This is a genomic window from Marinobacter flavimaris (assembly GCF_045057155.1).
GTDB lineage: Bacteria > Pseudomonadota > Gammaproteobacteria > Pseudomonadales > Oleiphilaceae > Marinobacter > Marinobacter manganoxydans.
In genome coordinates this window covers 4,458,945-4,475,047 of the sequence record NZ_CP171359.1, presented here as the reverse complement: position 1 = coordinate 4,475,047, position 16,103 = coordinate 4,458,945, and the positions used below count along the sequence as shown (strand labels likewise).

The 16,103-nt window shown below is 56.7% G+C and carries 13 protein-coding genes; 5 read left to right on the top strand and 8 right to left on the bottom strand.

Annotated features, from left to right (window positions below):
• Positions 1-43 precede the first annotated feature (43 nt).
• From ACGK9W_RS20905 to ACGK9W_RS20895, 3 genes are read left to right on the top strand one after another with little or no spacing between them, the layout of a single operon-like run.
• Entirely contained in the window at positions 44-1,465 is a 1,422-nt protein-coding gene (locus tag ACGK9W_RS20905; RefSeq protein WP_405418522.1) for a mannose-1-phosphate guanylyltransferase/mannose-6-phosphate isomerase, read from the top strand.
• Positions 1,462-2,367, top strand: a complete 906-nt coding sequence (locus ACGK9W_RS20900; protein WP_405418521.1) for a lysophospholipid acyltransferase family protein — start codon at positions 1,462-1,464, stop codon at positions 2,365-2,367. The genes ACGK9W_RS20905 and ACGK9W_RS20900 overlap by 4 nt, the downstream gene beginning before the upstream one ends.
• Positions 2,361-4,370: an O-antigen ligase family protein gene (locus ACGK9W_RS20895; RefSeq protein WP_405418519.1), complete on the top strand. Its 2,010-nt coding sequence runs from the start codon at positions 2,361-2,363 to the stop codon at positions 4,368-4,370. The genes ACGK9W_RS20900 and ACGK9W_RS20895 overlap by 7 nt, the downstream gene beginning before the upstream one ends.
• Here the strand turns inward: ACGK9W_RS20895 and ACGK9W_RS20890 are convergent.
• Genes ACGK9W_RS20890 through ACGK9W_RS20875 form a run of 4 tightly spaced genes read right to left on the bottom strand, consistent with a single transcriptional unit; the run spans position 4,329 to position 8,321 of the window.
• Positions 4,329-5,375, bottom strand: a complete 1,047-nt coding sequence (locus ACGK9W_RS20890) for a hypothetical protein (RefSeq protein WP_405418517.1) — start codon at positions 5,373-5,375, stop codon at positions 4,329-4,331. The two genes, ACGK9W_RS20895 and ACGK9W_RS20890, sit on opposite strands and share 42 nt — an antisense overlap.
• A gap of 34 nt (positions 5,376-5,409) precedes the next feature.
• Positions 5,410-6,489: a CDP-glycerol glycerophosphotransferase family protein gene (locus tag ACGK9W_RS20885; protein ID WP_053114330.1), complete on the bottom strand. Its 1,080-nt coding sequence runs from the start codon at positions 6,487-6,489 to the stop codon at positions 5,410-5,412.
• Positions 6,490-7,608: a glycosyltransferase family 4 protein gene (locus ACGK9W_RS20880; protein WP_050898251.1), complete on the bottom strand. Its 1,119-nt coding sequence runs from the start codon at positions 7,606-7,608 to the stop codon at positions 6,490-6,492.
• A complete protein-coding gene (locus ACGK9W_RS20875) occupies positions 7,605-8,321 on the bottom strand; it encodes a 3-deoxy-D-manno-octulosonic acid kinase (protein WP_008170870.1) in 717 nt (238 codons plus the stop codon). Before ACGK9W_RS20875 ends, ACGK9W_RS20880 begins: the two co-directional genes overlap by 4 nt.
• 157 nt (positions 8,322-8,478) lie before the next feature.
• Between ACGK9W_RS20875 and ACGK9W_RS20870 the strand changes: the two genes are divergently transcribed.
• A complete protein-coding gene (locus tag ACGK9W_RS20870) occupies positions 8,479-9,537 on the top strand; it encodes a glycosyltransferase family 9 protein (RefSeq protein WP_008170871.1) in 1,059 nt (352 codons plus the stop codon).
• A 23-nt stretch (positions 9,538-9,560) separates the two neighbouring features.
• On the opposite strand, the gene ACGK9W_RS20865 is transcribed toward ACGK9W_RS20870, so the two are convergent.
• From ACGK9W_RS20865 to glnE, 3 genes are all read right to left on the bottom strand, one after another.
• Positions 9,561-9,968 carry a DUF6165 family protein gene (locus tag ACGK9W_RS20865; RefSeq protein WP_008170872.1) on the bottom strand — a complete coding sequence of 136 codons (408 nt, stop codon included), beginning with the start codon at positions 9,966-9,968 and terminating at the stop codon, positions 9,561-9,563.
• A gap of 87 nt (positions 9,969-10,055) precedes the next feature.
• A complete protein-coding gene (locus ACGK9W_RS20860) occupies positions 10,056-10,982 on the bottom strand; it encodes a branched-chain amino acid transaminase (protein ID WP_405418513.1) in 927 nt (308 codons plus the stop codon).
• A 77-nt stretch (positions 10,983-11,059) separates the two neighbouring features.
• Entirely contained in the window at positions 11,060-13,966 is a 2,907-nt protein-coding gene (glnE, locus tag ACGK9W_RS20855; RefSeq protein ID WP_405418512.1) for a bifunctional [glutamate--ammonia ligase]-adenylyl-L-tyrosine phosphorylase/[glutamate--ammonia-ligase] adenylyltransferase, read from the bottom strand.
• A gap of 80 nt (positions 13,967-14,046) precedes the next feature.
• On the opposite strand from glnE, the gene ACGK9W_RS20850 reads away from it, so the two are divergent.
• Positions 14,047-15,198 (top strand): ion channel, encoded by a 1,152-nt coding sequence (locus ACGK9W_RS20850; protein ID WP_405418510.1) that lies wholly within the window; start codon positions 14,047-14,049, stop codon positions 15,196-15,198.
• On the opposite strand, the gene ACGK9W_RS20845 is transcribed toward ACGK9W_RS20850, so the two are convergent.
• Positions 15,192-16,055, bottom strand: coding sequence for a CYTH domain-containing protein (locus tag ACGK9W_RS20845; RefSeq protein WP_053114324.1), 864 nt, complete (start codon positions 16,053-16,055; stop codon positions 15,192-15,194). The genes ACGK9W_RS20850 and ACGK9W_RS20845 overlap by 7 nt on opposite strands.
• Positions 16,056-16,103 lie beyond the last annotated feature (48 nt).

Genomic DNA, 16,103 nt, shown 5'->3' with positions numbered 1-16,103 from the left:
ATGTTTTTCTTGGAATTCTTTAACTCAAGCCCGGAGTGTACAGATGATTCACCCCGTCATTATGGCTGGCGGTACCGGCTCACGCCTTTGGCCGATGTCGCGCCAGCTGAATCCGAAGCAGTTCCTGAAACTGACCAACGGCCCCCTGTCGATGTTGCAGGCCACCGTTGCGCGGCTTGAGGGCATGGACGCAGCAAACCCTCTTCTGATCTGCAACGAGGAACACCGGTTCCTGGCTGCGGAACAAATGCGCCAATCCGGTCACGAGGATACGCGGATCATTCTGGAGCCCTGCGGACGGAATACCGCCCCGGCGATTGCGCTGGCAGCGCTACAGTTGACCGAGGCCGCGGAAAACGGCACCGATGATCCTCTGATGCTGGTGTTGGCGGCTGACCATCTGATCAAGGACGTTACCGCCTTTCAGGAAGGGGTGAAAAAAGCGATTCCTCTGGCACGAGAGGGAAAGCTGGTTACGTTCGGCATTGTCCCGAACCATCCAGAAACAGGCTACGGCTACATTCACCGAGGCAAAGAGCTGGGGCCCGATAGCTATCTGGTGGATGCGTTTGTTGAAAAGCCGGACCAGGCCACCGCACATCGTTACCTCGACTCGGGTGAGTACTTCTGGAACAGTGGGATGTTCCTGTTTGGCGCCCGCCAGTACCTGAAGGAACTGGAAGCTCATCGCCCCGATATCCTGGCTGCATGCCGCGCCGCTATCGCTGATACCGCGGATGATCTTCATTTCACCCGGATCAACGCCGAGCGGTTCGCCGAATGCCCGTCAGACTCGGTGGACTACGCCGTCATGGAGAAGACCGACAAGGCCGCCGTGGTTTCCCTGGATGCCGGCTGGAGCGATATTGGCTCCTGGTCGGCGCTCTGGGAAGTCAGTGACAAGGACCCAGACGGCAATAGCCTGACCGGCGACGTGATTACCCATAACACCACTAACACGCTGGTCCGCGCCGACAGCCGGCTGGTGGCAACAGTCGGCGTGGACAACCTGGTGGTGATCGAAACCAAGGATGCCCTGCTGGTTGCCCATAAAGACAGCGTTCAGGACGTCAAAACCGTGGTGGAGCGAATCAAGACCGATGGCCGCCACGAACACATGAACCATCGGGAAGTCTACCGGCCCTGGGGCGTGTACGATTCCATCGACAACGGCGCCCGCTATCAGGTCAAACGGATTACGGTCAAACCAGGCGCCAAGCTCTCTGTGCAAATGCATCACCATCGCGCAGAACACTGGATTGTCGTCAGTGGCACAGCCCGTGTCACTAACGGTGATAAGACCTATCTGGTCACCGAAAACCAGTCGACCTTCATTCCAATCGGCCAGGTGCACTCGCTGGAAAATCCGGGGGTCATCGACCTGGAACTGATCGAAGTCCAGTCGGGCTCTTACCTGGGCGAGGACGACATTGTCCGTTACGAGGATCGGTACGGCCGGAAATGAGCAAGCTCAAGTATTTCGTCATTGCCGGGCTACTCAGAATCGCCGGCTGGTTATCGCTGGCCGGCGCCCAGCGGATAGGCCGCTTCGTCGGTTACCTGGTGTGGAGGCTGCCAACCAAGTCGCGACAGGTTACCGACACTAACCTGTCCATCTGCCTCCCCGAGCTTTCAGACACCGAACGGGCGGTTATGTCAAAGAGGTCCCTGGCCCAAACCGGCATGACCATGCTCGAAGTTCCTCTAATGTGGGAATGGCCGGTGGAGAAATGCCTTGGCCTGATCCGGGAAACTGAGGGGCTGGAACTGATCGACAAGGCCATGGCCGGCGACCAGGGGCTGATTCTACTTGCGCCGCACCTGGGTAACTGGGAACTGGCCGGGCTGTTCTTCTCATCGCGCTACAAGATGGCAGCGCTTTACAGCCCACCGAATATGCCCGAATTCGAAGATTATATGATCAAGGTTCGCGGCCGGCTTGGCTCTGAGCTGGTCCGGGGCGACCGTCGTGGCCTGGCCCGACTTGCCTCGATTCTCCGGGAAGGCGGTGTTGCCGGGATTTTGCCGGATCAGTCACCCCGGGGTAAAGGCAACGCCTTTGCACCTTTCTTCGGCATGGAAGTGAAGACCATGACCCTGGTGTCCAAGCTTATCCAGCGCACCGGCGCCAACGTGCTGATCACCTATGCGGAACGCCTGCCCGATGCTTCCGGATTCCGGATTGTGGTGCGCGAGACCGGTCCGGGCCTCGGCGACAAGGACCCTGTGGCCGCAACCACGGCCATGAATCACGCCATCGAACAGTGCGTGCGAGAAATCCCCGAGCAGTATCAGTGGGAGTACAAGCGCATGCGGCATCGGCCACCCGGCGAAATCAACCCCTACAACCCGGATCGCGTATGCTGAACCCCACACTGGCCTTCCATGCACTGTTGATCATCGGGTTTGGCGGCGCACTCCTGTCTTCGAGCATCCTGGCCGGCGCCACCCTTTTGCTTGCCATTGCCGGAATGGTGCTCAGTGCTCGGAAATCACTGTATAAAACCGGTTGGGACAAGCCCAAAGAGCTCAGGCTGCTGCACTTTTCCTTCTGGTTCTTCGTTCTGGTGAGTTTTATCTCCTGGGCCCTGGAAGGCTTTGATTATGAGGGTGGAAAAACGTTTGGCACGCACGCCCGGTTTATCCTGTTCTGGCCACTCATTGTTGCCATTAGCTATGCCCGCATCGGAGCCCGAACCACCTTCGCAGCCATCGGACTGATGGCAGTATCCATCATCGGGATTTTTCTCGTGACCGTTGCTGCCCGCCAGGGCGCGCTTGGTCAGGTGCTGAATTCCCGTTTCGGTGGCGGGATCAACCCGATCAGCTTTGGCAATCTCGCCCTCCTGGGCGGCATGTTGACGATCGTTGCTGCCATGTTTTTTATCCGGGACAAACGGGTAGGCCTGGCGATACTGTTTTTCACGGGTGGAACGGCTGCGGCCCTGATCTCCATGCTGTCTGAAACCCGCAGCAACCTGGTTGCTCTGCCATTTCTTCTGGTCGCGCTGGTGCCGCTGCTCAGCAAAAAACTTCGAGTTGCCGGATTAATTGTTGTGCCACTTATCGTGGCCGGCGCGATTATCACCAGCGACCGCATGTCCACCTCACTCAATGGTTTGCTCCATGATGGCCAGCTGGACTCCGGCATGGAAATCCGCCTGGAAGTATGGGGGCAGGCCTTGAATATGCTCAGAGAGAATCCTTGGTCCGGCGCAGGCCTCGGCGGGTACACCCATAAAATTGAAGCAGAAGTTGCAGATGGCAATCTGCCGAAGTACTTCCTGGACTGCTGCACCGGGCATGCCCATAACGATCTGCTGAACAACGCCGCAACCAGTGGCATTCCGGGCATTCTCAGCTGGGCCCTGCTCATTTTCATTCCACTGGCCATCTTTGCCAGAAATCTGTCCAGCCGCCACGCAGCAACGGCCCACCTTGCGGCAGCCGGTTGCATGATTTCTATTGGCTACTTCTTCTTTGGCCTCACAGAAGCCACCTTCAATCGGACTTTGTTCCTAACTTTCTACCTTCTGGCAGTTGCATCGATCGCCTCCGCTATGTTCACAGAGTTGAGCGCGTCCTATGTTCGAGCCCGGGCGCGGAAGGTTTCGGCGACCATCATCACCAAAAATGAAGAAGACCACATTACCGACTGTCTGAAGTCAGCGAGGCTGGTCGCCGACGAAATCATCGTTCTGGATAGCGGCAGTACTGACAGAACTGTCGAACTGGCCAGACAGCTGGCCGATGTCGTTGAAGTCACCGACTGGCCGGGTTTTGGCATCCAGAAGCAGCGCGCACTTGAGAAAGCGACCGGTGAGTGGGTACTGTCACTGGATGCCGATGAGCGTGTCACACCAGAGCTGGCAAGGGAAATCAACGATCACCTGGCCGATCCCGACGCGGACGCCTACAAGCTTCCCTGGGCAGTAACGATTTACGGCAGCCGCCTGGATTTCGGACGCAGCGGCCGAGCCCCGCTCCGGCTGTTCCGTCGCGAGGGAGTAAGCTTTTCGGACGCCCTCGTCCACGAGCGGATACTGATTCCGTCCGGACGCAAGATCAAAACCCTGAGGGGCCGCCTGACACACTATACACACAGGGATTTCGGCCACTCGCTGGAAAAAAGCGCCAAGTACGCCTGGCTTGGCTCACTGGAGAAACATCGCAAAGGCAAGAAGACCCGCACCATGATCTACCCCACCCTGCGGGGCCTGATGACGTTCGTGCAGGTGTACTTTATTCGGTTCGGGTTTCTGGACGGTGCTGTGGGCTATCTTACCGCTGTGACGTACGCACAGGTAACGTTCAACAAATATGCCGGGTTATGGACTCTGGACCGGCCGGCCCGCTTTGAAAAGCCGTGACCCCCGAAGGAGCGTCGTTTCCACGCCGACGCTCCCGAACATACGCCTTATTTCGTCATAGTAAGGAAGCCGGGCGCCCAGAGCGGCATCATCGATCTGGAACACCCGGATTTCCGGGAATATCTTTTTCAAGGTAAACAGAGCGGTTGAAGCAAAGCTGTAGAAAGCGAGATAGATTTCCCCGGACAGGGCCACTTCGACCTCGATCGGACGACCGGCCTGCCGTATCTCGAGCGGAAATTCTGCCAGCAAAGCCTCCAACTCTTCCCTGCTTTCCTTTCGGTGCATGAAGTACACCACGCGGCTATCAGGATGACGCTCCACCACGTGCTGGATTTGCAGTTTCAATTGCTGAAGCCGATCCTCACCACCAAAGGGTTGGCCAAGGAACCCGACCATGGGCGTCTGGCTATTGTCACAGGGCGTTTTTTTGAAAGTTTTACGAAACACCGGGAAATCGTGAACGCGCACCTGGACAAGCTCGGAGTTCGGTAACGGAAAGAAGGAGAAGAATGCGATCACCTCCGGAACAACACGATGGATCCTGATCCCCATGGTTCGCAAAAGTCGCTTCTTGGCCGGTGAAATCCGGGAGGCGATGCCCTCGTCGTGAATGGCATGGTAATAGGTTACTGTTGCCAAGCCGTCATCCACGAAAATCAGCTGTTCGCTGTCGAACCCCCGATAAAACACTTCGTGAATCCAGCTGGATTTGTTTCCGATAAACAACCTCTCAATAGTTCGCTTTGAGAGACTCCTGGCAACTGACCCCAGACGAAGGTAAAAGGAACTCTTTTTAAGATAAATGGTTTCGATGCCCTGCCAGCCCAACGCCTCGGCCAGGAAAGCCATTTGCCCCTCGGTCTCGCGGTTATCAGGTCTAGCAATGATGAGAAGTGTTTTTTCGGAGTCGCAGCCATAGTGGTAACGAGCCTCGGAGCAACTGATCAGTTGCAGGGGCGTACTCGCAACAAAGACATTGATTGGGCTTGCGGCGCTGATCAAATCATTCCTTTCCTGGCCGGGATCTTCGCTTGGTCTATCCTGAGCTTTCAGGTGCCATGCGTGCAAGTTCCTTCCGCAACCGACGTCGGACTTTCAGTTTGCGTAAAAGGTTTATCGGCTTTGGCTTGAGTTGGCTACGCTTGTTGATCAGGAAATCCTCGACCGCATCAAGAACCCGCTTGCTGGAACGACCATCCCGGAAACTGTGCAACTGGTCGCAAAGAGCTCGCGTTTCTTTCATCAGCGGATCGGGATACTGCACCGCCTCTTCCAGAGCTTTCTCAACGCCCGCCACTTCCTGGACATCGATCAGATAAGGCCCCGGCATTTTGGTTCTGAATGTGACCACCGGGCGATCCAGGAACATGAACTCGAACATGATGGACGAGGTGTCGCAGAGCATCACATCAGCCTGCGGCAGCAGAGGCAGCAGATCTTCATCGCTCTCGACAAAACGAAGGTTCTCGCCACTCAGCTTGCGATACTGATCCACTACCGCGGGATCCATTTTCGGATGAAGCGTTACAATGAACTTCCAGCGACCACTTCTGGAGAGCTCGCCGATCTTCTCCACCAAATCCGGAGCTGACGTAACGGACCGGCTGAACGTTGAAGCGTAAAAAACAACCGGCAACTCATTTTCCAGACGGTTTCTCTTCCCGATTTCATTCCGCGACAGCAATGGATCGAGCTTTGGCCAACCTGTGTGAGCAACCCCGAAATGCTGGTACCGCTCGGCCAGTTCACGGAACTTTTCCGTGTCTTTAAGGGCATGCGTACAGTAAAGATCAAACCATCCCCGAATTCGGTAATGGTCACTTTCATCTTCGCTGCTATGGCCCCTTTTGTTGCGCGCCATGCCATGGAATACCTCAACCTTGATTCCGGGAAAAAAGTAAGGCACCCAATCACCGGGAACGAAGGTCGCATCCGCGTTGTAATCCATGACCTCTTTTACGGAAACGAGACGGCGCTCATCGGCCTGAAGTGGAGCTGTTGAGCACCCGGCGACGAACCAGGCAGCCTCATCGCCCCGGCGCCGTATCTCTTCCTGCAGCGGTCGCAGTATTGAATAGGAATAGGGTTGGTTTACAAAAAACAGGTACCGGCGCATTCAAGCCCTGCCCGTCAGCGATTTGTATAGCTCACCCGTCTCAGTGACGGTCTGTGAGGTGTGAAAATGCCGGGCTATCCGTTGCCTCGCAGCCTGCCCAAGAGAGGCCGCCAATTCACGATCGCGGTAAAGCCGCTCAATAGCCGCTGAAAGCCCGGGAGCATTTTTCGGTTCAACCACAATACCGCTGACGCCATCTTCCACCAGCTCCGGCATACCGCCAACACTGGTCACTACCGGCGTCACTCCGTAGACCATCGCCTCGATGACCGCACGGGGCAGACCTTCCCTTTCCTTCGAGGGAAGCACAAACACATCACTGGCCGCCGCTATGGCCGGCGCATCGTTGCGGTAACCCGTAAAGTGAATCCGCTCGGGGTGAGAGGTGGCAGCGGCCTGCGCCTGAATCTCTTTGTTATCAATAACGTCTCCCACCAGCAGCAAATGTATATCTACATCCTCAGGCAGCTTATCGATCGCTTCAATCAGGTCATCGAAGCCTTTTCTCGGGGTATTTCTCCCGGTGCAGCACACCACGAAGGCATCTTCCGGAACACCAAACTGTGTCAGGTCGGCCTTGGGCGATTGATACCAGTCCAGGTCGTGCCCTTTGTAGATTCTCTGAAGCTTCCGTTCAGGAATGTGCATCCACAGAAACCGGAGGCTGGCCAGGTAATCCTTGATGGCATCAGCGACACAGACAATCTTGCTGACGCGAGGATGCAGGAAGGTAATCCAGGATTCCGGATTGAGAAAACTGATGTTACCGATCACACCACGATAGGCGACGATCTTGATATCCGTGCCCCGGGAAGCCCGTAATCCGCATGCCAGGGCCCGGGGATTATAGGCATGAATGACCTCGTAGTTTTTCTTGGCCAGTTGTTGGCGGATGGACTCGGTGCCCTCTTTGTCAAAGCGGTTCTTCAAGGCCATGGGGCAGGCAACCATGCCCTCGTCGACAAGACGCTGATAGTTCCGGCCCTTGGGGTTACACATGACGTCGACGTCGAACCCGGCCTTTCTGAGCCCGATAAAGAGTTCAGTCTCCGGACGATCACAGGCATCCGTAAGACAAAGTATCGACGGAAGCGATCCGCCCTGTTGTGGATTGGTCAAGTGGCCATTCCCCTGTTGTATCCGTTCATGAAATAACTCCAGGTTTTTGCCCGTGCGTCTTCTCCGGCCACCTTTACCAGCGATCGCGAGAAGCGATCAAGATTGGCCTCTTTCCAGCGCGCCGGGGCACTACCAGTCATCAACCTGCTCTTGTCGAAATCAATCAGAAAGTATTCGTTGCCCCGGACCAGTACATTGAAGCAGTTCAGGTCCGCATGCATGACGCCGGCGTCGTGAAATCGACGAATGGTTTCTCCAATGGACGTCCACGCCTCATTGTCCAGCTCCGAGATAAGGTCAGCCAGGGGCGTAGTGTTCTCCAACCGTTCAATGATGATGGCGGCCCGGTACTGAATTGGCGACAGTTTGCGATACCAGGCCGCAACAGGACAGGGTACGGGAAGCCCCTGGCTAACCAGTTTGTTGAGCAACCGGAACTCTGCAAAGGACCGCACATACTCCTCGCCGGTGAAGGCATAGGCGTATCGCGCAAATTTCGCCATCAACCCGCCCCGGCGATATTCTCGAAGCACCAGTCTGTCCTCTCCGGCCTGCAAAAACCAGGCGCCGCCGCGGCCCCCGCTGCTTACCGGGCGGGCTTGATTGCCCCAAGAGGCGGAATTGAACCAGTCCTCGGTAACCCTGCCCTCGTAATCCGGGTGAATCAGCATTGCCGAAGCCCTTTCCCGGATACAGATTTCAGACTCCACCATGCTGGGTCCCCGGTCACCGAAATTGAAAGAAGGCACGTACTACCCACTCACGCCGGGACGGAAACGCGCGAGTAAGTTAGAATGACGGCCAGTTTACCAATGATTGCCGACAAAGCTCCACAGCACCAGGCCACAACCTGAACCGGATCAATATCTGATGAACTCCATCTGCATTCTTCGCCTGTCCGCCATCGGCGACGTGACTCACGTAATACCTGTCGTACTGAGCCTCCAGGAGCAGCTTCCCGGCGTGAAGATTACCTGGGTTATCGGCAAGATCGAAGCCAAGCTGGTTGGCGATCTGCCCGGCGTTGAGTTCATTATTTTCGACAAAAAGACTGGTCGCAAAGGCTACGCTGAGCTTCGCAGACAAATGACGGATCGCAAGTTTGACGCGCTGCTTCACATGCAGGTGGCTTTCCGAGCCAACCTCGCCGCTGCCTGCATTCCGGCCAGAGTCAGAATTGGCTATGACAAGGCCCGCAGCAAGGATCTGCACAGCCTGTTTATCAACCACCGGATCAAACCGGCACCGAAGCAGCACGTGCGAGACTGCCTTGCCAGCTTCCTCGAACCTTTGGACCTCAAGGCCGCGCCGCCGCGCTGGCAGATTCCGTTGAAGGATTCAGACCATGAGTTTGCGCGCGAGCAACTGGCTAATGACCGCAAGAACCTTGTAATAAGTCCGTGTGCCAGCCACACACTGCGTAACTGGCCCGCTGAGCGTTACGCACAGCTGGCTGATCACGCGATTCAGAAGCACGGTATGAAGGTGATTCTGGTGGGCAGCCCCGCCCCGTTCGAGGCCGAGTACTGCGCCGCCATCGAAGCCGCAATGAAGGAAAAAGCGCACAACATCTGCGGCAAGGACACCCTGAAGCAACTGACAGCGTTAATGACCCATGCCGACCTCGTGGTAGCGCCCGATACTGGGCCGGCACATATCGCCAGTGCGGTGGGCACCGATGTCCTTGGGTTGTTTGCCGCAAGCAATCCTTACCGCTCCGGGCCCTATAATTCTCTGGACTGGTGTGTGAACCGGTATCCTGAAGCACTGGAGAAGTTTACCGGCAAAACGGTGGAACAGGCCCGGTGGGGGGCGAAAGCAGAGTTCGAGGGGGCGATGGACCTGATCACGGTTGCAGATGCCACGAATATGCTGGATCGGTGGGTTGAAGTTAACCCGGTGGCCAAAGCTGAAAGCTGGGTCAGATGAAAGCGTTCATCTGACCCAAAATTTCACTTCCGTGCGGTGTAGTCCTGGTAGGACTTCTCTTCCACGAAACGAGACCCCAGGGCCAGGTTGACCTCTTTTTTGATCGCAGCGCGCTTGTCATTGGTGACGTATACAGCGCGTGCCAGCTCAATAAATCTCGCGCCAAAGTCCTGGGCGGCTTCCTGATCCCGAATATCGTCTTCAATCACCCACAGCTCTTCGTTGACCGCTTTCAGCTGCTTGCGGAGATCGGCGATTTCAGCAGCCTTGTCCTTTACCGCCTCGTCCCAGGTAGCGCTCAGCTCATCAAGCTCAAGCCGGACATTCTTGACCTTCGTTTCATCCTTGATGCGCTCGGACTTGATTTCGAGAATGGTGATTTTGTCCAGCACCTCGCCAAAAGATACCGGTACCTTGATAACGTCTGCCATTTGCTCGTCCCGCCAGTAAACAGGGTGTGTTAAACAACAAAGCCGCCGGGCTGAAACAGCAAACGGCGGCCTGCGGTTATTCTGGAATCAGCCTTTTACGTGGGTCAGCCAACCGCTGTGCTCGGCCAGCTTGCCCTTGACTGCATCAAAGTACATAGACTGAAGCTTCTCGGTCACCGGGCCACGCTTGCCGGCACCGATCACACGGCCATCCAGTTCGCGGATCGGCAGCACCTCGGCCGCTGTGCCTGTGAAGAAGGCTTCATCGGCGATGTAGACCTCATCGCGGGTAATCCGGCGCTCCTTGATCGGAATGTTGAGCTCACGCGCAAAATCCATGATCGTGGCACGGGTAATACCCTCCAGGCAGGAGGTGAGTTCAGGCGTATGCAGCACACCATCACGCATGATGAAAATGTTTTCTCCGGAGCCTTCGGCAACGTACCCTTCGTTGTCCAGCAGCAGGGCTTCCTCGGCACCACCGGAAATGGCCTCGTTCAGGGCCAGCATCGAGTTAATGTAGTTGCCGTTCGCCTTGGCCTTGCACATGGTGATATTGACGTGGTGGCGCGTGTAGGAGGACGTGCGCACCTTGATCCCCATTTCCTTCGCTTCCGGTGACATGTAGGAAGGCCAGCTCCAGGCCGCAACCATTACGTGCACCTTTAGGTTATCAGCCCTGAGCCCCATACCCTCGGAACCGAGAAACGCCATTGGGCGCAGGTAGGCTTCGTCAAGATTGTTTTCCCGTACCGCTGCACGCTGGGCCTCGTTGATCTCGTCCTTGCTGAACGGCATCTTCATGTTCAGGATGTGGGCGGAACGGAAAAGACGATCTGTGTGCTCTTGCAGGCGGAAAATGGCCGGGCCATTCGCGGTATTATAGGCCCGCACACCTTCAAAACAGCCCAGGCCGTAATGCAGGGTGTGAGTCAGGACGTGGGTCTTGGCATCCCGCCAGGGAACCATTTCACCATCCATCCAGATAACGCCATCGCGATCAGCCATCGACATTCTTCATTGCTCCTAAAAAAGCGTTTTTCGGGGGAACCGGCATTCTAGCAGGAAAATCTGCCGGAATTGAATTTGCCTCAGGCCTCAATCATCACTTTTTTCCACATGGCGCGGATGTAGTCACGCTCTTGTGAGAAGGCATCACCCTCCACCTGACTATTGAGGTTCTGAAGCGCCCGCCGGTGAATCGTGGAACGCAGGGCGATGAAGGTTTCCCTGAGTTTTTCGGCGTCTTCCACAGCCATCACCCCGGCGCGCCCCAGCTCCTCCATCTGGCGAATGTTATCGGACCACTGGGTCAGCTCCGGGTGCTCAGCGGACCACGCCAGCATCAGGTACTGGACGATAAACTCGATATCAACGATGCCGCCGGTATCATGCTTGATATGAAACACCTCGTCCTGCCGGCTTTCCGGCGTGGCCAGACTGGCCCGCATCTTCTCCCGCATTTCGACCACTTCGTTCCGGAGTTTCTCACGGTCACGGGGCTGACAAAGGATCTCGTGGCGTATGGATTCAAAAGCTTCAAGGGTCTCCGTGCATCCGGCAACACCCCGGGCCCGGGCAAGCGCCTGATGCTCCCAGGTCCAGGCGTCCTCGCGCTGATATTTTTCGAAGGCCTGCAGAGTACTGACCAGCAGCCCGGAGTTACCGGACGGCCTCAAGCGCATATCAACCTCATAAAGCTGCCCCGAGGGCGTCTGGGTGTTGAGGATGTGGACGATCCTTTGCCCAAGCCGCGTGTAAAAAACCGCATTGTCGATGGGCTTTTCACCGTCGGTGGCCAGCTCCGGATCAGCTTTGTGCACAAACACCAGGTCAAGATCGGAGGTATAGCCCAGTTCGATCCCGCCCAGCTTGCCATAGCCAATGATGGCAAAATCGGTTTCACAGGCGGAGCCATCTTCCCGGCGCGGATAGCCGTGGCGGCTGACCAGGTTGGCGAAGGCTACGTCCACCACATGATCCAGAACAACCTCGGCGATCCAGGTGAGGTAGTCACTGACCTTCATCAACGGTAATGTGCCTTTCAGTTCGGACGCCGCAACCCGCAGGATATGGGCTTTCTTGAAATGCCGCAGTGACTCCATCTGCTCTTCCAGATCCTCAAACGGAATCCGAAGCATCTGCTGGCGCAAATCATCCTGCAATTCTGCTTTCGCGGGTGGGCTGTACAGGCTCTCGGCGTTCAACAGCTCATCCAGCAGGAGCGGTGTTTCCGCCAGCTGCCTGGCAATCCAGGGGCTCTCACTGCACAACCGCACCAGTTGGGTACAGGCGCCCGGATTTTCCAGCAGCAACACCATGTAGGCCGTGCGACGCAGTATGGCTTCCACCAGCTGCAACACCCTGGACAGGGTCTCGGACGGGTTATCAACCTGGGTGAGCGCCTCAAGCAGCATGGGCATGAACTGATTGAGTCGCCGGCGCCCCTGGGTCTGTAGATTCTGAACAGTCCTGTTTTCACGAAGTTCAGCCAGCTCCGCCAACGTAGCACCGGGGTCTTCATAGCCCCGTGATTTGAGCCAGTCGGCGGCGGCCGCCTCTTCCATTTCGGAAAGCCAGAGCTCGAACCACCCTTCTTCGAGGGCCCCCTGCCCCTCATCTTCGTCATCTTCCGTGGTAATAATGTTGGAAAAATGCGTGGCGACCCGCTCCCGGTGTTCTCTGAGGCACTGTTCGCACGCCTGCCAGTTCTCGAAATCCATAATTGTGGCGACCCGTGCCCGGGACAGCTCATCTTCCGGCAGCAACTGGGTTTGCTTGTCTTCCATACCCTGGAGCGCATGCTCCAGGTTTCTGAGAAACACATAGGCGTCGCGAAGCTCACCAACCACCGGCGACGGCAACAGCTCGAGCTCTTCCAGCTCTTTCAGGATGACCAGCAGCTCCCGCTGCTGAAGCTCCCTGTCCCGGCCACCGCGAATGAGCTGGAATGCCTGAACCACAAACTCGATCTCTCGGATACCGCCGCTACCCAGCTTGATATTGTTTTCGAGCCCCTTTCTGCGCACCTCCCGGCCAATCATGGCCTTCATGCTACGCAGGGACTCGAACGCGCTGAAATCGATGTACTTGCGGTACACGAAGGGGCGCAGCGTCTCCATGAGCACCTGACCCGCCCTTTGATCGCCCGCCACCACCCGGGCCTTGACCATGGCGTACCGCTCCCAATCCCGCCCCTGGTCCTGATAGTAGGTTTCCAGAGCAGCAAAACTCAGCGCCAGCGCGCCACTCTGGCCATAAGGCCGGAGACGCATGTCCACCCGGAACACAAAACCATCTGCCGTAATCTGGTCCAGAGCCTGGATCAGCCGCTGGCCAAGGCGAACGAAGAACTGCTGATTATCCAGTGAGCGCCGCCCGCCAACGGTTTCCCCCTTGCTCGGAAAGGCAAAGATAAGATCAATGTCCGAGGAGACGTTCAGCTCCCGACCACCCAGCTTACCCATACCCAGAACCACCATTTTCTGGTCGGTTTCCTGGCCGGTTACCGGGTCAGCCCCTCGAGGCGTACCGTATTGCTCGCAGGCGTCCTGGTACAGCCAGTCAAGGGCGCCTTCAATGCAGATATCGGCAAACGCGCTGGTCGCCGCCATGGTTTCGGCCAGATCGGCCCAGCGCATCAGATCCCGCCAGATAATCCGGAACTGGGACTCCATGCGAAATTGCCTGAGGGCCGAGTGCAGTGCCGGCTCGCCATCGACGCCTGCCAGATAATCCTGCCATCGGCTCTGGAGATATTCAGGGGTCGTGGGCTCCGTGAGTAAACGGGACGCCAGCAGGGGCTGAACCTGCTCTGGATGACGCTCCAGAGTCTGGCGCAGGAAGAGGCTGCGGGAGATCGCAGTAGCGACCACAGCGTCATCCATGCCCTCTGGAGAGGTCAGCCAGGCCGGAACCCCCTCCGGAAACACCGAACTCCAACACCCGGCGACATCCTCAGCCAGCAGTTTCGGAAGGCCGTGCCATGGCTCGGACATAATGCAAACCCCTGTCTCTCTGTTATATTTCGGGTACTGTATAACGAACTTACCCGCAACTGAACAGGCCGCAGACACGGATGCAACGAAACCGCCGCCCACTGAATCCGGAGCATCACCAAACTCACCTGCCCATGGGCGGGATGATTCGGAGCCGGATGAAGCGCCTCTTTGCGATCCTGGGAACACTGCTATTGGTGCAGGTCCTGATCATCTGGGCGGTCGAGGACCTGGAACTATTCGAAGCCGCCTGGCTGACCATGACCACGCTGGTAACGGTCGGCTATGGCGATTACGCACCCCAGACGATGATCGGGCGGTTCAGCACCATTGTGCTGATGTTTATCTCCTCAATTACGCTGCTGACACTGATCGTCAGCGACTATATCGAATACCGGTTCTACCGCCGGGAACGTATTTTGTCGGGAAGGTGGATCTATAAAATGAATAACCACATCATCATCATTAACACGCCCCAGCACGGCGGCGACCAGTATTTTATGAGATTTGCTTCCCAGATTCGGGAGATTCCAGGGTACGAAACCATTCCAATCATGATTCTGACCCGGAAGTTTCCAATGGGGCTACCCACCGAGCTCTCGGACATCGGGGTGGTGCATCACCACGGAGCAGGCTTTGATCCAGAGGCGCTGAAGGCCGTCCATGCAGGCAGCGCGAGGCATATCATTGTGCTGGCCGCAGACGAAGCGGACCCATTTTCAGACAGCCTGACGTTCGATATTGCCCACCGCCTCACAGAAATCAATCTGGGCCATCGCACCATTGTCGAGTGTGTAAACGACCAGAACCGTGGGCGCTTCAAATCCCTCGGAGTGCGCATTGTGCTCCGCCCAGTGAGAACATACCCGGAGATTATGGTTCGTTCTGTGGTTGCACCCGGTTCCGAGAAAGTGCTGGAAGATATGTTCAACTACGAGCATGACCACCCTCATCGTTATGACTTGCAGCTGGACGACCTGAATTGGGCCGACATCGTAAGCGCTCTGGTACGCCATGGCATTGGCACCGCTCTCGCCTACATTGATGAAGATGACGAGGTTATCTGTCATCCGCCAACCAACGAAGAAATCGAAGGCAAGGGGCTGATAGTACTGGTTAAATCTTCTGAAACACCGGAGGTCTCTGTGGTGCAGGAAGCACTGGAGCGGTACCGGGCATTCCTGAAGCAGTGGCGCGCCCATTCCGCGGATCAGGAAACCGGCGATTACTGACCGGCAGTGGCAAGCTGTAACTGGAGGACACCCAACGTCGTGGAGCCTTCAGCGAGATCACGAATTGCAGCGCCCGTGGCCAGATCAGACATCACACACTCCCAGAGTTCACCGCACCCTGCGGCGCCAGCCGCATTTGCGACGCGCGACAGGTCGTATTCCTGTGCAGGAAACGGCTGATCCAGCAACCAACAGACACTCAAGGCCTGAAGGAATTCGGTAATGGAAAGCGCCTCGCTTTTACGCGCCGGCTCCGGGTGATACAGGCCCGCCAGAAAATAGCCCTGCTCGGCCTTACTGACCAGATTCAGGAAAACCGGCACTTCCCTGGCCAGCTCGAGCGCCCAAGCCACCAGCTTGCTGTCGTCCCCACTCTTGAGCTCAAACTCCACCTCGTGGAGCGGCCACCTGGCATCATTGCCGGCCACAGTGCCGGAATCGACTGCTATCTCAATGGAAGTCTGCCCTTCTTCCAGCCAGAGCACCTGGCGCTGAAAGTTGGTTGCAAACACAATCTGGAGCCGGCTGAGGTCCAACCCGGCATTCAGCGGTGTGTCTTCCAGTAACGACAAAGCCAGTTCAGGACTGGATACAGGCCACTCCCACTCCTCGCGTCGGTGGGCGCCATCAACGAATTCGCCCCGGGTTTTCAGGGTCTGGATATAGTCATCACCTGCTTTGCGAACCCTCAGCGCAGCTTTGGCTCGATTCAGATCGGCATTGGGCGTGTCGAAATAGTGATTGATCAGGGATTTGGTTTTTCCAGCTCGGACTTCAGGAAGTGAGGAAAGCCACTTTAAAGCCTGTGCCTGTGCGGCCTCAGAAACACTGAGCTTGATTTCCAGTTCGGTTGCCATGCCAATGCCTTATTTTTCGGGATTCATAAACGCAAAAAACCGGCGACC